This window comes from Anaerobiospirillum sp. NML120511, from assembly GCF_023050955.1.
Taxonomy (GTDB): Bacteria; Pseudomonadota; Gammaproteobacteria; order Enterobacterales; family Succinivibrionaceae; genus Anaerobiospirillum.
Window position 1 is genome coordinate 63,436 of record NZ_JALKIK010000022.1, and the last position, 22,628, is coordinate 86,063.

Annotated in this window: 5 protein-coding genes; 3 read left to right on the forward strand and 2 right to left on the reverse strand. The window is 52.1% G+C overall.

Features of this window, described 5'->3' with window-relative positions; all coding sequences use genetic code 11:
• Positions 1–1,551: 1,551 nt before the first annotated feature.
• The 3 genes from MXE39_RS07645 (at position 1,552) to MXE39_RS07655 (ending at position 9,256) form a co-directional block, all read left to right on the forward strand.
• Positions 1,552–7,458, forward strand: a complete 5,907-nt coding sequence (locus MXE39_RS07645; protein ID WP_246977997.1) for an autotransporter domain-containing protein — start codon at positions 1,552–1,554, stop codon at positions 7,456–7,458.
• 529 nt (positions 7,459–7,987) lie between these two features.
• Positions 7,988–8,215, forward strand: coding sequence for a hypothetical protein (locus MXE39_RS07650; RefSeq protein WP_246977998.1), 228 nt, complete (start codon positions 7,988–7,990; stop codon positions 8,213–8,215).
• A 420-nt stretch (positions 8,216–8,635) separates the two neighbouring features.
• The gene (locus tag MXE39_RS07655) at positions 8,636–9,256 is read left to right on the forward strand and encodes a hypothetical protein (protein WP_246977999.1); all 621 of its coding nucleotides are present in this window, start codon (positions 8,636–8,638) and stop codon (positions 9,254–9,256) included.
• A 1,915-nt stretch (positions 9,257–11,171) separates the two neighbouring features.
• Here the strand turns inward: MXE39_RS07655 and MXE39_RS07660 are convergent.
• Together MXE39_RS07660 and MXE39_RS07665 are read right to left on the reverse strand one after the other, a co-directional pair.
• Positions 11,172–17,048: a hypothetical protein gene (locus MXE39_RS07660; protein WP_246978000.1), complete on the reverse strand. Its 5,877-nt coding sequence runs from the start codon at positions 17,046–17,048 to the stop codon at positions 11,172–11,174.
• Positions 17,049–21,599: 4,551 nt separating this feature from the next.
• Complete coding sequence (locus MXE39_RS07665; RefSeq protein ID WP_246978001.1) at positions 21,600–22,541, reverse strand: flagellin; 942 nt, start codon at positions 22,539–22,541, stop codon at positions 21,600–21,602.
• Positions 22,542–22,628 lie beyond the last annotated feature (87 nt).

Genomic DNA, 22,628 nt, shown 5'->3' on the forward strand with positions numbered 1-22,628 from the left:
GTCCAGGCAGGCCGATTGTATACACATAGAGGCGGGGTTGTTTGATAGTACCGATGCTATGGCATCCCATACACTTCGAGTAATGGCAAAGCACATGAAGAACACGGCAGAATCAGTGACACGCACTCCCCACATTGAACCTGCTTGAGAGCAGATTACGATCACAAGCGGCGTGCAGTATTGACCGTGGTGTGGGCAGGTAAAGCCACAACAGCAATCCAGACAAGCAGAAAGAACACATCTGTCTTGGGAGATATCATAACAAGACGCAGTGTAGCCATGAACAAATGGAAAGAAAAGGCCTTCTGTGAAGTGAGATTATCAGGAAAAGACTGAGATGTAAGACAGAGGGAATGGCTTCTGTGTATGAGACGCGCAGGTAGGTAGGTAGAAGCGCATCTTGTATCACAGTCAGGCAGCACAACAAGTGACCATTAAAGATCAAACAGTACACTGAAATATACTTTTGCCAATGCGCCATTTAAGGGCAATCGCCGCCCGGCAAAACAGTTGGCATGGCAAAATTCGCGGAGCGAATTTTTATATGAACTTTAAGTTGGCACTAAGTATGCTTTTTTTTTTTTTTTTTTTCGCACCTCTGGCGATGGGCCCGTCTTTAAATTTTACAGCTCGTGGACCTGATATTTAAGCCATTCCCGGCAAAAATACTTGTCTACTAGTCTACCAGTTCTGTCCTGCCCCTCCGCTCTGGACAGGAGCCCATTTTGGCACTCATGCGTAATTCTTCTTTTTATATATACGCACTAAATGAGAGCAGACGGGTTCTAATATTGTAGTTGAAACCTCGCCATCTGTCGCGCCTTTGGATGTTCTGACCTGCAAAAATCTCAGGTCCATCCTTTATGGTTCCTCAGAACAGCTTTTGCACGAATGACGCTTACACGTCAGCAAAAGCAGGTACAGCATTAAGCAGCCAACCTTCGCAAGGAGTGGCAACGACACTGTCTGCCGGTGCTGAAAAAGCATCATGGCACACCACTCAGGCTTAGTACCCCTGAGCATGGGAAGACAGCGACGGCTTAATACTGTCCTTTGAGCCAGGCAAAATGCTCAACCAGCCGCACTGCTGAACTGGCCAGTCCAGGGACTTACAGTCGGCACGCAGACTGAGCATGAAGCCAGGCATCCCCCTCAACTGCTTCAGCAGACAAGGCCACAGCCCTGTCCTGCCCACGTCCAGCACCAGATATGGTGTCCCTCTGACATACGTCAATCTCTGCCTGACGCTTCCTGTCCCGACACATTGAACAAAAAGCTGCCCAGGCCCATGGCATGGGTATCGATGTGCCTGCACCATTCTGTCTCCTCTTCACTGCAACCACGGCAATGGAACAATCCGCTGCCTGCAGTGTCCCGCATAAGGCCACCACCGAAGTGAGGTGGTCTACAGGTTCCTGTGATTCCCTCTGAACTCTGACCGGCCAGCTCTGCCAGCCGGCATTTAAAAAAGCATTTACTACAACGAGTCAGAGGCGCAGCAACACGCATCAGGCCAGAACGCCCACTTCATCAAAATTTTCAAAAAACTAGATGAAACTTTCAAACAACGCCATCAAGTTCCTGATGGCTCAATATCGTGCAATCTACAAGAACGCCTACTTCAAAGGCATCGCCTCTGCCGTAGTCCTGACATCAGTTATGGCTGCAGGCCAGGCTCAGGCTGCAAGCCTTGAAGCTGCAACTGACCTATCTACAGTTGGTAGCGAGATTGATACTCTTACAATTATTGGCACTGGAAGTGCTACGGCACAGGGTACATTTGATAACATTTCTATTCAGGATGATGCCAGCTCTTCTAGTATCAAAAACTACAATATCAAGATTACTTCTGGCGCTGCCGGCACAAATAATAAAGTTGAAGGTGCTGCCACAAATAAGAATGGTGCTCTCGTAGCAAAGAACCTTCTTATCGAGTCTACTGGTGACAACACTGTTGGTCTTGGTGTGGCTGGTAATAATAATGGTACTGGTACAGCCACTTTTGAGACCATCAACATCATCAAGGGTACTCTATCAGCTTCAGGTGATACGAAGAGCGGCTCTGTTTTCGCTGGCAAGATTACTGTAGGTGGTGAAAACTCTGCCGCTGCAGGCGATGCTGTGCTTCAGATCAAAGATCTTGGTGTTGTAGGTAAAGCCCTCACTACCGTTTCAAAGTTGTCCGATGGCACTCAGGTTACTCTTGGAAATAACGCCAAGCTCGATGCTGCCAAGAAAACAGGTGGTGCTTCAAATGCAACTTTAAACGCTGCTGTGTTAACCATTGATGGCGGCAGTATCGTAACCAATGGCAATAATACCGACAAGTCCGGCCTTACAATCAATCTGGTAAATGGTTCCATGTCTGCCGGCGCAATTGAAATTGCTTCTGGCGATACTCTGACCGTTAACTTTGCCGGTGACGCCAACACCATTGATGATCTCGATGCCAGCGGTAACAAGGTCGAAAACGCAACTGCCAAGGCCGATCGTACCTTTAACATTACTGGCGGATCCCTGTCTTTAAAAGGCGCTACTACCGTTTCAGGTAACGGCACTCTTGCTATCGGTGACTCCGTCCAGTACTCAGGTGAAACCGCAGGCGTTGCCCTGACTGTTTCAGGCTCTGCTGCTAACACCCCTGCTACCTTAAAGGTATCAGGATCCAAGCTTAAAGAAATTGCAGCTGCCTCAAAGTTAACTACCGAGAACGCAGTAGTTCAGTTGACTGACGACAACTATGACCTTGGTAATCTTGGCCTTACTCTGGATGCTGCTACTGCTGATCTTAATAAATGGGCTGCTAAAGATGCATCTACAATTAAGGGCAACAACCTGACTGTCAGCGCCGATCTTGCCAACGGAACCAATCTCACTGTCGAGGCTGCCAATAAGCTGACCCTCGGAAAGACCAGTAGCGCTGCTGTAGATATCAGCGGAGTTGCTGGCTTCAAGGCCAAGGACGTCGAGTTCATAAGCCACAATGGCACCGATGCCTTTACCCTGAAGAAGGGGCTTGAGCTGAGCAGCGTAAGTGCCGATGGTAAGACTGCTCAAACCGGTACTATCGAAGGTGCAGTTACAGTCTCAGGCGCAGTAACCATCAATGGTGGTAACTACTCCTCCAAGGACAGCGTCAAGGTAAGCGGAGCTGCGGTTACTGCCTCCGGAGCTGCTGTTGATTCCACCCTCACCTTAAATGGTGATGTTGTTATCACTGCAGCTGCTGCCTCCAAGTTCGTAGCAAACGGCGCAAAGGCTGTTATTGACCTGACCAAGGTCAAGTCCATTGCCATGAGCGGCAGCACCGCAGTGGCTGGCCTGAATGCCTCTAACAACGGTACTATCAAGATCAAGGGCGAGGACTTTACTAGTCTGCTGAACACCACAGGTGCCACTGATAAGCTTTTAGCTACCCTTGAGAGTGATGGCAAACTGCATACTACTGGCTCACTTACCATTGCAAAGGATAAACTTGGTACAAGCGCTACTGCTGGTATCAAGACCACTAAAGGTACTTTAGTTGCTGAAGAGCTCATTATCACTGGTGCACAGGCAGGTGTCGAACTGGGAACAAGCGGTAATATTGTAGCCCAGACCCTGACAGTCAACGGTAATGCTGCCGCAGACTCTGTACTTAAGTCCGGTAACTACACAGTCTTAAACGAGCTGAGTGTAGCCACTGGTACCGGCCTGACCGTATCTGGTGCCAGTGCCGTGCTTAACCTCGGCAAGATCAATGCTGTTGAAGGTAAGACTGGTGTTTATGCTGCAGCCTCTGAGGGTGGTACTGTATCATCCAACGTGCTCATCAGCGGCGATGCTACTACCAAAGTCAACTTAGACTCAGGCTTATGGACATTATCCGGCAACTTAACCAATACCGCCGGTGCACTGACCATTGGCGCTGCCACTGAACAGAAAGATGCCTCAGGCAATGCCATTGAGGCAGGTCTGACTGTTACAGGCAAGTTCACCAATACCTCTGGCTCAACAGTCAAGAAGTGGGGCTCTCTGACCACCCTCGATACTGAGCTGCAGACAGGTGGTAAGCTGACCGTAGACGGTATTTATACCCTTAACGGCAAGTACAACGACGGTGGCACACCAAAAGATGACAGTGATGATACCTTTGGTATCAAGCTGGCATCAGGTACTGTCGACCTCAACGGCACCATGAGCCTTGGTGCAGATGCCATGAGGATCTTCACCGTTGATAAAAATGGCGACGTCACCGTCGCTACTGATACCATCGCTGATGCTGCTATCACCTCTAATGTTGGCTCTACTCTGGTACTGAACTTCGCTGCTGAAGAGGGTGCCGAAAAGGTTGCTCTCAGCACTACCGGTCTTGACAGCATCAAGGATCTGCTTGCTGCAAATGTAGGCGGAACCATTACCCTTAATGGCGCCTCCATCAAGGAGCTGACTGTTGATGCAGCAACTAATACTGTCAAGTATGAGGATGCCAAGAAAGTTCAGGACTACCTTGGTGACTACATTGATCCAGCTGTTCAGCAGGCTACCCTTACCGGTGTAACCTCCTCTGACAAGGTTATCGGTCATTTTGGTGCCATCAAGTCCAATGATTCAGGCCTCTCAACCGACAGCTCTAATGTTGGCATCTCCAAAAAGGCAGGCTTCTACAATGCTATCAGCAAGACCAACTCTGACGGCAAGAAGTACTTTGCTCTTGGTCAGAACGATGCTGTTCTGGGCTTCAGTGTTGACGCCAAGTCACAGCTGACCCTGGCAAACGGTGGTGTAACCTCTCAGGTTAAGCTTGGCAATGACTCCTATCTGTTCATCGACAGCAATAATGGTGTAACCGAGATTCTTAACAACATCTCCGGCACCGCTGCCGAGGTTCAGGTAAGAAGCGGCAAGACCTCAGTAGCCGGTGCTGTTAATGTAGGCACATTAGGTGTTGCCACAGGTGCTGACCTGTCTGCAGGTGGTAATGTCTCTGCAAAGAAGCTGGCTCTGACCGCTGGTTCTGCATTATCTGTAAACGGAAACCTTACCCAGTCTGCTGCCGATATGCCTGTCTTAATGGATGGCAAGCTTGATGTGGCAGGTACTGCTTCATTTGCCGGTGAAGTAACCGCTACCGGTAACATCAATGTTAAGGGTGATGCTACCTTTAGTAAGGTGGCTAATCTGACTGGTGCTGACAACCAGTTCAAGGCAGTTTCTTTCAATGATGAAGCCAACTTTACCAAGGGCGTTACCAAAGCTGAGAAGATCACTATTGTTAATGCATCCAAGCCTCTGAACGTATCTGCCGGTGGTTCTCTGGTTGCCGGTGAACTTAACGCCAAGGATGATACTACTGTAATTCAGGCAGGTACTATCGGTAACAAGGCCGATAAGACCCCTGGATCTACCGGATACATCTCTGTTGGTACTCTTAACCTGAACGGTGGTAAGCTGGTTGCTGATCCTGAGTTCGGTACTTCAGCAGCCTCCGTAATTGCTGTCAAGCAGTTAGGCAGTGGCGCCGGAAATCAGGGCTTTGCTGCCGGTACTCTTAATGGTGTCGTCTACGCTCTGCAGAACTCCATTGTTACCCTTGGTTCTGACAACATCACTGCTGTCCAGAACACATTTGGCCAGTATTTTGACAATGTTGGATCCCTCAAGAGCAATGATATAGGTGCAATCGCTTATGTTGCTGATGAAATCAAGGTAGATTCAGGCTCCAATATCGTAATTGACTCTAACGCCAATGATGATAATGCTTCAGGCTCTACCACTGGCTATAACACCAATGCTAAGCTTACCGCTTACAACGGAGCTGACCTCTATATTGGCAACAACTCAGTTCTTGCTGTAAGCACCGCTGCTTATGACAAGGGTGCTGCTGTAACATTTAATAAGAGTGGAGCTGCCACTATCAAGGTAGCCAATAAGGATACCTCCAAGGTAGTTATCGCCTCTGAAGGCATTAACGCCATGAGCGATATTCAGCTCTTTGCCAATACTGATGCTGCCGGCGTTAAGCTTGACGCAACCGGTGCAAATGAGCTCAAGGTAGAGACCATGAATGGCCTCTTCTCCTACACTCTGGACAACACCAGCCTTAGCAGCAAGTTCAATCTTAATCTCAATGCCAACAAGGCAGAGAAGGCTTTTGCCAATATCTCCCAGCCAGTTCGTGACACCATCATCACCTATGCTTATGGTGCCCACAACCCTGGTGCCCGTGAGGTCGCTGAAGGCGCTGCTGCCCAGGATCCAGTATATCTGGTTGGCGAGCGCTACAGCCAGTTCGCCGTTGATGAGAGTGGCGCTATTCATCTGGTAAACGAGAAGGGTGAGATTGACACCAATCTTGATGCCAAGGTTGATCAGGCCCTGAAAGATGCAGGTCTGCGTGACGACAAGGGCAATGACTACTGGACCACTGACTTTAACAAGGCAGTATTCCGCAAGGCTGAGAACAAGCTGCTGGCTCACGTTCTGTCCAGCCTCAACGGTGTCGACGCTGAAACCGCTGCCCGTCTGGCTGACTTCGGTGGCGTAGCTCAGGCTGCTCTGCGCGCTGGTAACACCACCTCTGACGCCATTGCTGCCCGTATGGGTGTAGGCGTTAACGGTACTGTTACCTTCGCTGCTAACGGTCAGGGTTCAGGCATGTGGGTAACCCCTGTCTACAAGACCGCCGATTCCGACAGCTTCGGTGCTGATGGCGTTAACTACGGTACTGACATGAACCTCTACGGCGTAGCCGTTGGTGCTGATGTCTCCGTAATGGAGAATGTAAGTGCCGGTGTCATGTTCAACGTAGGTTCCGGTGATGCCGACGGTCAGGGTCTTGGCTCCAACGTCAAGAACGACTTCGACTACTACGGCTTTGGTGCTTACATGGGTTACACCATGGGTGCTGCCTCCGTTGTAGCTGATGTTTCCTGGACCACCGTTGACAACTCTGTTGAGGGTCAGACCGGTCTTGGCACTCTGGCTGCCTCCATTGACAGCTCTGCACTGTCTCTGGGTGTAACCGGCAAGTACGCCATGGACTTCGGCGGTGTTAACGTAACTCCACACGCTGGTTTACGCTTCACCCGCATCGACCAGGACGACTACGCTGTTGGTAACGGCACTGACGTATTCGCTCAGTACAGCTCCAACTCCATGAACGTCTTCTCCGTACCAGTCGGTGTAACCGTTGAGAAGGAGTACACTTTCGATGCCTGGAGCGTCAAGCCAGCCTTTGACCTGACCTTAACCGGCAACTTCGGTGATGACGAGACCTCCGGTACCGTTGACTGGGAAGGCATCTCCAACCTGAGCACTGACATCAAGTCAGAGTTCGTTGACACCTTCACCTACAGCACCGCCATTGGCGTTGCTGCTCAGACCGGCAACTTCGGTATGGGTCTGGGTGTTAACTACACCGGAGCCTCCAACGTCAAGGAGTTCGGTGTTAACGCTAACGTACGTTACGTATTCTAATAACAGTTTGTGATATTCATTGTCACCGTAGCCGGGGCATCCGCCCCGGCGTCTGGTGGTGATGCCACATCACGATTTCCTGGTAACCATTACTCAGGATAGCTGTTATCAGAGCGTTGCATACGTATGCACACTCAAAAGGATTTACAAAGCATTTAAACCAAAACCATGCTCATGCCATGACAAACTCCCTGCACATGATAGGCAAGCTCATGTGTAAGGAATTAGTCTGAAGCATGAACACACTACAGGTTTAATGCTTTACAAAATATTAAAGGCGACTTCTGGAACAATCCGGAAGTCGCCTTTTTCGTTTTGAGGCAGGCGCCGCTGCAACTGTAACTCGATTTTATGGCGTGATTGAGTTTGAAATTTGTGTCTTTTGAGAACGGCTATTTGTACGGCAAATTGTGCATAGTTGCTTTACATATTGATTTGTAGATTATTAATTGACAGGCAACGTCATGATATTTTTCTGAGGCCAGAATGATCAGAATACGTCGATTGCAAGCTATTCATCACTATACCTGTGCAGCATAGCAATACCTGTATCCATACCCGTACCCGCACCTGTATCCATACCCGTACCCGTACCCGTACCCGTACCCGCACCCGTATCCATACCTGTACCTGTACTCGTATCCATATCCTTATCCATATCAATATCCATCCCCATACCCGTACCTATGCTCTGCCTGTCAGTAATCGCTTTACAAACCTTATGTATACTGTTTATGGTTTAGATAATGCAGGATGATTGAAGCGGGCAGTCGGGGGTAAGGAGGCTTGAAAAACCTGGGCAGGGATACCTGTAAAACAAGGGCACTCAGGTCATGTGATGTGAAATTAGTGTCGCTGCTAAAAGGCTGCCATTGTGATGCATGACACATAACGATAACCTGAGATATATCAGCAGGCTATACCTTTATTCATCCCTCATGCTAACATACCAGTCACAGGCAATACCTGCCATGCCTGGGCTTTTCAAAACAGCGCCAAATGAGCTGTTTAGACATGAGCAGGAAGCATGTCACTTACAGTTGATGTTCGAAAAGGCATATCAGTTATACTGTTTACATAATGTTTTAGAAATTATATTTACATAGACAGGTGCAAGTCGATTGCCTTGTCTGGCAGCGCTGATGACAGGGAACATAAGAACAGGACAGGACAGTTTATGGAATGCAAGTCTGATTACGCTTTGGCAGATGGTGAGTCTGTACAGAGTATACGTCTTACCACAGGGACGCGTCCGGTACGCCTGGTATTTGAGCGTGAGAACAGGGAAAACAGCTATATTACCTTTGAAGACAGGATGCAGCCGTGCATTACCATTGGTGATGAAGTGACTCCTGAGGATGCGGCTACAGTTAGAGGACGCATTGATGAGATGCTGGACCTTGCTGAGGGTATTATCTGGGATAACTATCTCAACCCTCACAGCACGGACCTGATGTCAGAGGTGGACTCTTTCCCTGACCTGCGCTTTCTTACCGGTAATTACTATGTGGGCTCACTGTCGTGCTCTTATACCTGGATGGACAGCTCATCTCATTACTACGAACTCAAAGAAGGCAGACTGCGCTGCAAATACCATAATGGCAAAGCATGGCAGGAGCTGTGGGCTGACCTTAACAGCCCTGATATAACCCGCTATCTGCTTGTCATTTTGCATCTGCGTCTTACTGGAGATGAGCTGGGTGAGGAAGATGACTATATGGGTCTTGATTTACGAGCCCAGCTTAATCATGCAGACGATGCCCTTGAGTTTGAAATCCTCTCTCACGACGTTATCTGATCCATGGCTGTGACAGCCCCAGTCAGCTCAGCATCCGTTGCGCACATCCTGCAGCGCGCACCCTGCCGCGCACATTATGACATACACGACAGCGGCAACAGATCGACCTCATTGCCCGGCACACCATCAGTCACAGCTCTGTATCATCATAATGAGGGCACAGGCTACGGAGTGACGAGGGCAATAGCGCCAGCATGGCCCAGATGACTGTCAATGTCCATTTGCCCGGAACTCTAAATTCCGTCGTGTCCAATAAAAGTCTACATACCTCTCAGGCTGGTTCCAGTAGCACGACTTAACCGTACGGAGGTGAGTGTAAGGGACTGGACAGGACTGGTTACTGTGCGCTGGTACTGGGTGCAATGGGGTGGTATGGGCTGGATTTGATGTGTGTATAGCTGTATGAATTGAATGTGACAGTACCAAACTTGAGATGCTGCGCAGCTCAGTGATGTAGCGGACTGGCAGCAGTGTTCCTCACAAACGCTCAACGTATAACAGTCTGCCGTGCTCGAGACGTACGGATCTCCAGTCCTTTTAATAGTTCATCTTGCAGTCATACACTGTTACCTGAATCCCAGTCCCCCATCAGAACTGATAACCTGATGATGGTATGGCTGATGACTGGTGCGTGAATGAACGAATCAATAGCTGGACTGATGTATTGTTCGATGTATGAATAGCAGGATGGGATGATTATCTGCTAACGCATATATTGAGAATTTCACATTACTCAATCAGAATCAGCGTCATTCATGACCTTAGTCCGGCTCTGGCTGTATGGCTTGCGCCGCGCTCTGGTTGTATGGCTGGCAGCCGGGCTCTGGCTGCATGGCTGGCAGCCGGGCACTGGTTGTAGGCTGGCTGGAGGCATGGCTGACAGCCGGGCACTGGTTGTATGGAGGGCTGGCAGTCTGGCTTCCCGAATGGCAGGCTGCTTTCTTAGCAGGCTGTAAGTCTGCTTACCCAGCAGACATTTTGCCTTATCAGGAGTTCATAAGTCTGGTAGCGCCTCAGACATGGAGCCAGACATTAGAGCTGCACCTTATCCCCTCTATGAGAATGTACGACAGTCGATCAGCCCTGCCCAGTGAGTTTATGACTGGCCGCCATCCAGCTCTGCTAAAGACATACCTAATAGCAGCCGCCAAGCCTGATCCCCCGGGAGTGCGACCGCACACTCCCTGAGCATGACTGCCCTCATGTATGTCGCATGGCATATATACAGTCCGGCAGGTATGCTGACGGCTGTCTGCCAGCTCTCTGTGAAAGCAGAGGTCCGGCTGCACCCTTACCAGCTAACTGCATCCAAGTTCAGCTGTCAGCTCATAGCATGTCAGAAACAGTTAACAGAGGTAATAGCTGTAAGCTGACAGCACAAGCTGACAACATGACAGCATCAGTTAGCTGCGTCATTCGCTCTGACCATATCAATACGCCGCATGGCAATCATCTGCGTGGCAATATGTCACTTAGCAAGATGCCTGACGGCAGGGCCACCGGCGCACTCTCATAATTAAATTCGCGCCTGGCGTGGTGCCGCAAGTTTTCATGCCTGCAGCGCTTTATCCTTGCCCGCATGATCCCGCAACACTGCGGTGCTGTACTGGATGCAGGGACGCAGCTCCTGACTGCGTGGCAGTATGCAGTGCGGGACTGCTGCAGTCCGGTCATGGCAGCATAGACGCAATTCCTGACTGCATGGCAGTATGGAGTGTGGGACGGCTGCAGTACGATCCTGGCCCATGGCTGCTGCTTATGGCTGTATGACAGCCTTGAACGTGGGACTGCTGCTCTGCACGCCCGCATAGATCCTCTTGGCCGCACGGGTGCTGTGATGGCTGCAGGGATGTTGTGCTGGCCGCATTATGGCTTTGCTGGCTTCATTGCTGTATGGCAGCCAGGGGCGTGGGCGTCAGCGGGAGAGGTACTGGTAAATGCTCGACAGGGCAGTGTTGAGGTGGTTGAAGCTGGCCTTGACGGCGGTACGGCTGGCCGCACCGGCACGTGAGGCTGTGCCACGGCCGGTGCTGCGGCTGTCTGATGCGCGTGAGCCGGTGCGGCCTCCGGCTGAACGGCCTCCGGTACGCGTCACATGTCCACCATGGCTTACTGCGTGATTCATAATTTTCTCAGCTGTCTTCTCCAGCAGAGTGGTGCCAATAAGATAGTCAGCATTAAAGCTGCGGCTGCCATAGTGGTAGAAGTTGATATCCATAAGCCAGGAACGTGAGCGTGGGCCGTCGTAGTGATTGCTTATGACCTCAGAGAGCAGCTCATTGCGGTCTGAACCGTCAAAGGTCAGTGATGACAGGAAGAAGCGCTCTTCTACCAGCGCACCCTCTGAGTTGGCCGGGCCACTTAAGGTGCGTACCATCATGGCAGATCCCGGTGCAAGGCCGGGCCACTTTTTCAAGAAGTCCTCAGCAAAGGCTGAACCTGGTACCAGAGTAAAGAGACGAGCAGTTCTGTGTGCACTGACCGGGTCAATGAAAGTGTACTGGAAATCAGGTATGCCCCAGGTACGCTCACATACCTCGCGTACAGTCTGACAGGCTGCTTTCTGCGATGACTTGAGGGCTACAAAGTAGTCAGCATGGTTAAAGAGCACTGACTCAACAAAGATACGGGGATTGGCCATACCGGCAGCACTTACCACACAGCCACGCAGGTCAAAGGACAGGACAAGGTCAGTAGCGCCATTTCTGTCTGAGCACTCAAGGCCATCAAGGCAATAGCCCATGGCAAGACCTCGGCTGCCCTCATAAAAGGCCAGCTCATGCCATGGTGACTTAAAGCCGCTGCGCTCGGCTGTGATACGGCCTGCACCGGCTGCGCCTGCGGCGGCAGCAGCAGCCGCAGACGCAGCTGGTGCCAGTCCGGTCCTGTGCAGACCTGCAGTACTCTCACACAGCTCATCCCAGGCAGCTGAATACTCCTCATCAGCTGCTGCCAGGGTTTTAATGGTCTGACGCAGATACCTCTGTCTGAAAGTCTCCGATGACTGATTAGCAGCACCTGAGATTTGAGCTGCTCCATGTCCTCCTGCTCCCCAGGTGGCCGTGCCTCCCATGGTCTGCAGCTGCGACTCTGCAACAGTCGCTGCTGCCTTCATGGCGGCAGTGGCGGCAGCCTCAGCAGCGGCATGAGCTGCCGCAGTTGCTGCTGCGGTAGCGGCAGCTCCCATGGCTGGAGCCGGTACGCCCACAGCTGCACACAGCTCAGCCCAGGCAGCTCCATATTCCTCATCAGCCTCAGACAGGGTTTTAATTACCTGACGCAGATAATACTGTCTGAAGGTCTCAGATACCTGATGGCTAACAAGAGCACTGTCAGAGGTGCCTGACAGCTGTCCTGAGTGTGCTGCCACAGCGTCGGCTGCAGTTACAGGGGCCGATCCTGAGGCTCCTCCTGCATCAACTGCCGGAGCAATACCGACAGCTCCTGCTGCCTGGCGTTCACTTCCTGCGCCGCCTGCACCGGCAACCTGAGCTGCACTATACGAGACTGAAGCAGCGGCGGCGGCCAGAGCATTTGCTGCAACAGTCCCGGAGGCCGCTACAGAGCCCTTGGCACTGCCGGTGCCGTCACCAGCTACCGTAGCCTGATTGCCATGGCCTGCTGTCTGGGCTGAAGTATTGGCCTGCTCCTGTGCACAGGAGGACGGGTCAGATGTAACAGCCGCGGTTAATGAAATTGCTGTAGATCCCATCAGTGTTCCAGAATGGGCGTCACTTAAAGGTGATATGGCGGCACTGAGATATCCTGATACTTCAGTAAGTACAGTACTGTTATCACCTGAGTCACTGACACTTACAGCTTTACTGTCAGATGCTCTGTCACTAAGGTCAGAGTCCTGCAGACCAGTCTCATCAGCTCTCTGAGCTGCAACCACGCCCTCAGCCAGCTGCTTACTGGAACAGTGAGCCTGCTGCCCACTGGCACAGGCAGCAGCCTGGGCATCGGCATCACGGGCAGCCAAATCCACAAGCTGAGAAGCCTGCTCAAGCCGACAGTCAGAGGCGGCGGCCTCAGCTGCAGACCTGCCCCTGGATTGCAAATCAGGCTCGCAAGGGCCATTTAATACGACCTCTTCCCCGGACAATGGTTCTATTGCGGCATTGCTTGCGATACCTTCGCGACCTGAGGCTGTAACAGTAGCTGGGGCTGCTTGAGCTGATGGGGATGCTGATGTTTCTGCAGCTGCGGCTTTAGCTGTGCCTGCGGTTTTAACTGTGGCTGCGGCTGTCGATACTGCCTTAAAAGCAGCTTCAGGATCAGCTCCAGGCTCTTGCTCAAATAAGGACACTGCTTCAGCTGCACAATGGTCAGGAGAGTCCTTACCAGACGCATTGGATGCTGCATTGGAAGCTGCAGTCGCAGCTGCATCCTGACAAACAGATCCCTGAGAGCCAGTGGCAGAGGCAGAATCATAGCCAAGCTTTGCATCAGTAAGAGCATCAATATCTGAGCCCATGCCTGACTGTGAGCGCAGGTCTGAGCACTGTCCTGTAGCCGGTCCTGAGCTTGAAGATGCTCCTGAAACTGAGCAGGAGCCTGATGACAGGCAAGCGCATGATGCTGAGTCAGCATAAGCATCACAGCCAGCAGATGCAGTTTCATGCTGATGTGCCTCCGTGGCCAGCGCATCCGGGGTACTGTGTTCCAGGTGCTGAGAATGCTTGCTTGATGGAGTCGCCATGACAACGGCATCCAGGGACTTGCGCTGCTCCATGCATGAGGCAGCTGTGCCAGTGGCATCCGAATACTCATGCAGCTCCACGGCATGGGCAGCTGCAGCAGTAGCATCCTGGTGCTCATGCAGCTCCACGGCATGGGCAGCTGTGGCAATACCTTCCTGGTGCTCATGCAGCTCCACGGCATGGGCAGCTGCGGCAGTAGCACACTGGTGCTCATGCAGCTCCACAGCATGGGCAGCTGCAGCAGTAGCATCCCGGGGCTTACGCTGGTCCATGGACTGAGCAGCTGCGGCAGTAGCGTCCTGGTGCTTACGCTGGTCCCTGGACTGGGCAGCTGCGGCAGTAGCATCCTGGTGCTCACGCTTCTCTACGTTTGAGGTGGCTGTGGCAGTGGTATCAAGGTGCTGACGCTGCTCCATTGAAGGGGCACCCATGGCAGCTGCCTGCGAGTGAGCAGGCTGCTCTACGGACTGAGCTGCCATGGCACGGGCATCCCCGTGCTCAACTGTAGTGCTCCTGGTATCAGATACGCAGGCATCAGCTTTAGCAGAGATAGCCACAGCTGTAGCCGCAGCTGCAGATGGTGAGTTGGGAGCTGCAGTTGAGCTTTCAGTCCTGGTTATGGTCTGTGGGCTGTTCTTATTGTGTGACTGAGCAGTATTTGCAGCTGTGGTTCCGGTAACACCGTTCCATGAGCCTTTACGGCCGGGCAGAGCAGCCAGGGCCGACATGGCTGCAGCTGCAGAGACACGATAGCCATTGCTTCCTGTATAGGCTGAGCGTACTGCAGGGAACATGCTTTTATCACTGGAGCTGGCTGTATTTAAGCGTTCTCTTAATGAACTGCTAAGCCACTGGGATGAACGTGACTGACTGCTGGCAAAAGAAGCGCTGTATGCATTGCTGCTGCGGGAACGTCCACTAAGCTGATTTAAGGCAGCTGCGCCTGATATGGACAGCTCCTCAAGAGTCATACGTCCCTTACCGGCAGGCAGATAGACAGAAGAGCTGTTACGACGCTCTCGTCCCTTTGAGGTACGGTCTTCACTGACAGTAATGATATTTCTCAGTACCGGCTTAAAAGCCCTGTCTCTTCCGTCTACATACTCATCATCAGAGCTGCTCTCATCACCACTCTCAACATAACTGGAGGTGCTGGAACCGGTCCTGCCCCTGACACTGGAGCTTGCTGCCGCATCAGCGGCAGCTGCAGCACTTTGTGCAGCCGCTGCTGCATTCTGTGCAGCAGGAGCAGACTCATGATCAGTGGCATCAGCCCCATTAGTGGCAGCTTGGGCAACAGAGGAATCATCAGAGACAGCTGCTGATGCAGACGCAGGTACAGAGGTATAAGAACCGGTACTTGACGCCTTAGATGAGGCCTCAGATTCAGGTGTAACATCAGACGCAGCATCGGCCCTCCCTCCTAAAGCATCAGACGCAACATAGGCCTTCCCTGCTAAGGCAGTATATGCAGCATGAGCACGGGCAGAAACTGAGGCTCCATAAGCGGTGGCTGCACCTGATGCGCCCTTGGCATCCTGAGCTGATGTGGCTCTTGCAGCCACAGCAGCACCAGTGATATCTGCCGTACAAGATACGCCCTTAGCCGTCGCAGCGGCGGCTGTGTGGTCAGTCGCACCTGATGTGGTCACGGCAGCCATTGCGGCACCAGTTTTATCAACCGCATCTGCTATGGTCTCGACAGCTGCAGTGGCAGCGGTGTTACCAGCCGCCGCTGGTGCAACATCGGCAGTCACAGGGGCACCTTGGCTGTATGCTGAACCGGCTGCAACCTGTTCAGCAGCTGAGGCAGGGGCAGGAGAGCTCAATGGGGCCTGAGCTGGGGAACTGTCTGGGGTCTGATCTCTGGCCGGAAGAGCACTAAGCTCCTCAAGATTGCTGCCCTGACGGTCAGCAAGACCGCAGCTGCGGGCATGTACCTTGATATCCCCTGCTCCTGATGAGCAGAGGTCACTGCCCTGAGATCCTGTATATGAGCCCACAGGACAGCTGGCTCCCTTATCCCAGTTATCAAGCTGATCATGGTACAGATCAAAGCCTGAAGGTGATGGAGATGCAAAGTCAGGTGAGTTTACCGAGTGATCATTACTGTCTCTTTGCTCAGTACTGAGGATAAGAGGACCATAGGACTGAACCTGAATACCGTCCTCATGCTGATCCCATAATCCGCTGGCAGTCTTTAGGCCAGAGCCTGAGGCTGCGGCATGGGCATTGCCATTGGCATAAGTATGAGTATGAGTATGAACCTGTTCATCAGCATGGTCTTGAGTATGGAAATGAGACAGAGTGGCCCCATGCTCACAGCAGGCACGGCCGTCAACGCTGGCTGCGGCTTCGACTACAGCAGCTGACTCCGGCTGGCTACTGGCGGCAGTGCCCTGAGCTAAAGCAGATGCAGTGGCAGCTGCAGGCTCTGATACATTTGGCAGGGCACCGGCTGCAGCACTGGCTGCAGCTCCTGAGGGCACAGTACCGGCATCTGTAGATAAGCCGGCAGAGGCAGGTAAGCCAGCTACCGGCAGGGCAGGTGCCATGGCAGTGCCGGCCGGAAGGCCAGGTACGCTTAAGCTGGCTGTACCTGTATCTGACTGGGCTGCTGCCCTGTATGCTGAATTTATTGAAGCACGGCCCTGAGCTGATCCCGGTACCATAATATGCCCCAGAGCACCACCGGCTCGCATCGGCAGAGCCGGGGATGGCTGCTGGTCTTCACTATGGGCAGCCGGGGCAATGATGGTAGTGGTATCGTCCTCAGGACAGCGGGTCAGAGCATTGCCTATAACAGGCAGTAAGAACTTTTCCAGAAGACGTGGGGAATTTTCCCTGCCAATGAAGATCAGGGCACGGCGGATAATGTCTTCGGAGAGATCATTGAGGGGGTAATCAGGAAAGATACGGGCAAAGGTGTCATGGTTGGCTCTTGCCATGGCACTGACAGATGCAGCGTCAGTATAGCCGGTGCAGAAAGCCAGCAGAGTAACAGCCATGGCCACATCAGCAGGACAGCCCTCAGGGCTGGCTGCTTTCATCCAGTCGTGACCCTTGTTATGGTTATCTGCATATTCCATAAATGTACTCCTGATGTATTGACCACAGCGCTCTGCCCGCCCATGCACAGCGCAGCACAGCACAGATCCAACGGCCCTGCCAGCCAGCATCCGCCCCTGCATTCAGCCCGGCCATACGACCTCCTCCAAGATAACCCGGTCACCAGGCCTCCAGGCCGGCCACAGCGCAAGCCTGTATGACTGAGCACCAGTCTGCCAGGGAGGCAGCATATCCATTAAGCGATCAGCAGCGGCAGCTGGCTACAGCTGCCTCCTGCCATGCAGTACGGCAGTCCCGGCAACCAGGACCAGGGACAGGGACATGGCCCGGGTCGGAGCAAGGCCTGCAGCACATGCTCTACTGACGACAGCAATTTCCATAGTCATCCTGGCTGGCACAGAGCACAGCTTCAGGCTATAGCCGGACTGATTGCCCGGTTTAACGGTCTCACAGCTGCTCCGTGATGCAACCTGTGCTGACCGGCAGATTCAGAAGGGCTGGGCTTAGCTGACAGCATCAGCACAGCCGCACTGACTGTTAGACAGCAAAGAGCCCCATCTGGGCCCTTTAACACACAGAACAGGCACAAGCATGGACACAGCGCATTGCATTAGAGCAGCAGCCCAAGACCTGCTGACCTGCCGCCCCAGCTCAAAGAGCAGAGCACAGGCCACAGGAAGACTCATACTATCCGCAGGCATGGGCAAAGGCAGAACAGTCCACTGTGCGGCATGAATGCAGAACAGGCCATGGCTGGGCTGGACAGAGCAGTTCCACAGCACGACTGTGCTGCCCATGCAGCTGTCAGTGGACAGCCCCCTGGCAGATGCCGGTCATAGCATGGCGTCAGCCTTTCATATCTGACATCGCAGCTGGGCATAACAGACGCACATATCCTTTAAGAGCAGCAACACAGCGTAAGGCCCGGTCATGACTAACGACATTACCGGGCAAGATAACAGAGGCAGGCCCGAGCAAAGGCCGGCATTGCCTTTATGCGAGGCATGGCCTTGAAACATGGCCCCAGCCTGCAAGCCCACAGGGCCAGACAGTCGCTGGGCTGCGCAGGCCGCTGGGCCGGTAAGCTGCCCACAGGCCTTACAGCGCAAAAGTCCAGCCTCACGCTTGCTGTACAGCTGCTGATGCCAGAGGACAGCTTTTAAGGTGTTTGTCTGTCCGCAGGCTGGCAGTTAAAAATGACAAATCCTGACAGGACTGAAGCTGCTACTGTCAGCTTCAGGCCTGATCGACTCCCTGTAGCAGGGAGTCATAAGCTGCCAGGAGTACATACAGTTACTCCTGCAGCCCATTGATAATAAACATCTGACCCCAGGGCAGTCAGTTTTGCAGTAATCCTGGCCCGCAGGTGCAAAGCACCTTACGGGGTATACATGGCAAGAACAGGAATCCATAGAGATGAGGACTTCTCTCAACAGCGCAGTGCCCTCACACCAGGCACTCGGCCCGCACTGGATCTGCTCACAGCCATCCTGAACACAGCAAATGGTACCTGTTAGCCCTTCTCAGGCACGGTGTACTGGCTGCTCCGACAGGCAGCTGCACACAACTGCGGGCACCTTTATTTCCTTACCTGTACCTAGACGTACAGATCTGCCAGAAGCCGTACTTAGTTACCAGAAGCTGTACTGAGTTGCATGAGCTCTGCTGACAGGAGCTCAACACAAGAACAGGTAGAGCCCAGCATCAATACGTTTACAGCACCAGCCGGGTACAGCTCAGCACATGGTCCGTACCACAGCACCTCGACTTGAGCACCATCAGGCTCCATGCATACGCACGCACCCATAGCAGGCAAAAGCACCAGAATCAGTAACGGTACCTGAGCCGGGGATTACAGTATCCAGAGGCCAACCTGCCACAATGCCGGATATGACCTGCAGGCAGTGCAGAGCTTGCCGTGCAATTGAGGCAGGTCACACCAGTTAACTGATGCAGATTGCCTTTGAGCTGGATGCAACACGGATCTGTATGAAAAACAGGGCTGCATGCCTGTAAGGCACTGGCTTTTGGGCAACGCCTCACAGTGCATCCCGTGGAAAGACATGGCTGAGCTGGCCATTGACCAGGCCTGCTTTGCGTTGCCATGGGCTTGCCCGGCATCGGCAGGACAATGGCCATAAGCCTGAGCATGAGCCTGAGCCATGTCAAAGGCCAGAGCCAGGGCTTGCCGCGACCAGCTGCACCAGCGCATCAAACAGCCAGTATGCAGTCCAGCCAGGCTTAATCAAGCCCGGCATTACATTGCCCGAACCAGCCGGGCCCAGCCCCGCAGGATTTGGCCGGATATCGCCTGCAAGGTACAGCAGAGCAATGCTTTACCCTGGACACAGGGACATTGCCGGGCACAGTACGCAGCCTGTTGCTTTGTGAAGCATGCAATGACACTGGGCTGCAAGTTACGGCTGGGCCAGGCGCTGCAAGCTACAGCATGGCCAGGCCTTGCAAGGTCCAGCCGGGTATTGCGATGCCCTGGCTTTCCTCGTCTTCAACCTGCGGGCCCCTAACCATAGCCTGACTGTCATGTCCTGTCTTTCATGTCCTGCCCAGCCCAGCCCTGGCTATGCATCGTCCTTAACAAGACAAATGCCCTGTGTCTGTAAGCCGCTTTCGGCAACAGTGCAGGTCCATAAAACGTGTGCTGACTTACGATAGTCAAAAGCCAGAAGAACAGAGCAATTAACTGCTCAAAGCATTGAGCCTGCCAGGTCCGTTTTGCACTCCCGGGTGTTATTACCGGGTATAGCCAAAACAACAGGATAAGGACACCAGCCTGTCAGGCTGCTGCAGAATTAAAGTAAAGGGGTAAGGGAAGTGGTAAAAGATCAGCTGAAGCCTGAATTGTCAGGGTACTGCCGGCTTGTGAATGGTACTAAGCACAGGCTGCATACCTTATGCTCAGGTAAAAGAAAATGAGATGCCATGGTCTGTCATGAATGAAGCCATGGTACACAGAAAAGATTCTTAACTGTGTCGGTGATGTCTGAACTGTCTGCGCCTTCAGGGCTTATGCATTGCCGTGAAAGGGACAGGTACCTGAGCAGTGATTTTACCCATAGCAGGAGACCAGAAGGCTCAAGCCGGGACTGATATCTTAGTAAGTACTGCTCAGGAACTGACAGACATGTTCCTTATGTCTGATTAGCCGCAGCAGCTTAATGTCCCACAGGGACGCGGCATAACTGCGGATCTTGGGCTGTCTGAAATGTCTTTCATGACAGCCTCTGGATTTTATCATTTTTCCATACGATCCAAGTGAAAAATCATGCTCACCAGGCAATAAACCCAAAAGGAACGCATCAACAGACCAGCTGCACCAGCTCAGAATAACAAGGCTGGGCCAAAAGCTGAGTACTGTATGAACGCCATGAGGATCATTGATGCGACGGGCATAACCATGCACTCACAAGAGGCTGCAAAGAAAAATGTCCAACACTGAGGCGTAGACACAGTGTGGAGATGGATTCTAGCACATGACGCATGAAGATAACACCGGACAATGCTTATAAGATCTATTTGATCACAAAAGCACCATCAGCCTCTTGCCCGCACACAGGTACGGGTGTAGAGGCATCAAGACAGCACATAGCTTGGACGAAGCAGAAGACGAAGCCGTGGCGAGAGTAACAGGCTTTGCAGAGGCGATGGTATAAGGGCCTATGAACAAGCTGAATACAGCCTCAGCATCCTCAGCAGTCCACATTGCAGCGAGAGATACTAATGACACACCTGGCCATGTACCTAAACATTACAAAACCAGTTGTATGACAGGTCATCATCAAATAGCAGGAGGCTGTTAGTCGGTGGGGATGGATCTACGGATAAAAGGATGGATGGATCGATGGTATTTATGAATGCAGTAAGACAGGCAAGAATGCATTGAAACAGGCTCGACGCCATACTTGCCTCCTGACAAGCGGCAAGTCAGTCGAGTAGCCACTCAACACGATTGCACGTCTGAAAAGACAGGTCCGAGGTGAGAATGCAGGCGTGAAAGAAAGGGATGGTGCGAGTGCTTTTGCATTAGAAAATGTATGTCTTGCTTTACAAATGGTTACAGTTGGCAAATTCTGAGCCAAGTAAGAGTGTGAATGTTAAAGATATCAAGAAGGACAGACTTGACGATGTTGATAGCGTGAGACAGCAAAAGAGGCTCGCGGGTCTTGTCGACAAGGAAATGCACGAAAGAGGAAGGGTTTTAGTCGTTGGGACTGTGCTTCAAGACTGTTAAAAATGAACAATTCAAAGGGACAAGGCTGGAGGAAGTGTATCGCACGAACAGTTGGGCCGAAGAGGAGATGGATGTTATTGATGCGCGCAGATTAGTGAGTGCAGGAGGGTCAGGAGTGAGGGTTGATACGAGGAGAGGTATAGGACCTTGAGCGGCTGGTCCTGCAGAAACCGAAAATGCAACTAAAGCACTTACTAAATATTTTGTAAAGCACTTAACATAATGCTTGCAGTAAAAAGCCCCCTGATCTGAAAGGACCAGAGGGCTTTTTATTAGAACAGCTGATGAAACTGACAGTCTTTAAGGCTGCCAGACAGGGCTGTTAGCCTAACAGGGACAGACCCAGCTGTGGACGGGTGTTAGCCTGCATGAGCATGGAGGCAGCAGCCTGCTGAATAATGGACTGCTGGGACAGGTTGGCAGACTCTTCGGCGAAGTCTGCATCACGAATTCTGCTACGGGCATCAGCCTGGTTGGCAGAAACGTTAGCCTGGTTACGTATTGAGGACTCCAATCTGTTCTGGATTGCACCTAGTCCAGCACGACTTGCGTCGACAGCTGCAATCATCTTATCAAGTGATTCAATTGCAATATCAACATTAGCTGCATCTGTGAAAGTAATGCTTGTTGGTCCGTTGTTTTTGCCAGCACTCCAGAACTTTTCAAGTGCATTGCCCTTATCTACTTTAGCAGCAGAGGCAATGTTCGAGAACTTCATTGCAGTGATTTCAAAGTCAATAGTATCGCCCTTGTTAGCACCAACCTGAAGGGTAAGCTTACCAATCTCATTCTTGCCAGCGTTAGCACCACCGCCGCCACCCTTGGTTAGCAGGCCCGCAGCACCGTCAAGAATCTGAGCACCACCGAAAGTAGTCTGCTTGGCAATACGAGTGATTTCCTGAGCGAGAGCTGAAGCCTCTTTACCAAGGGCCTTACGATCATCCAGAGTGTTGGTACCGTTACGAGCCTGAACAGCCAGAGTACGAATCTTCTGGAGCATGCCAGTGATTTCGTCCATGGCGCCTTCGGCAGTCTGAGCAAAGGCAATACCGTCAGAGGCATTGCGGTTACCCTGGTTGAGGCCGTTAATCTGAGTTGTCAGGCGGCTGCTGATTTGTAAGCCAGCGGCGTCGTCTTTGGCACTGTTAATTCTCAGGCCTGAGGAGAGTCTCTGGTATGTGGTAGTCAGCTGATTCTGGACATTATTGAGATATCTGCGACCATTAAGGAACTGTAAGCAATTAAATTGATCTTTTAAAACCATTGATTCGATAGTTCCAGAGAGGAAATGGCCCAATGGGTTCCATGTCTATCGATTTCATCTGGGCATCACTGATTTTGATGCCTGTTT

Coding starts and splice junctions, on each gene's coding strand:
- MXE39_RS07645 (WP_246977997.1), top strand. CDS start 1,552: ATGAAACTTTCAAACAACGCCATCAAGTTCCTGATGGCTCAATATCGT.
- MXE39_RS07655 (WP_246977999.1), top strand. CDS start 8,636: ATGGAATGCAAGTCTGATTACGCTTTGGCAGATGGTGAGTCTGTACAG.
- MXE39_RS07660 (WP_246978000.1), bottom strand. CDS start 17,048: ATGGAATATGCAGATAACCATAACAAGGGTCACGACTGGATGAAAGCA.
- MXE39_RS07665 (WP_246978001.1), bottom strand. CDS start 22,541: ATGGTTTTAAAAGATCAATTTAATTGCTTACAGTTCCTTAATGGTCGC.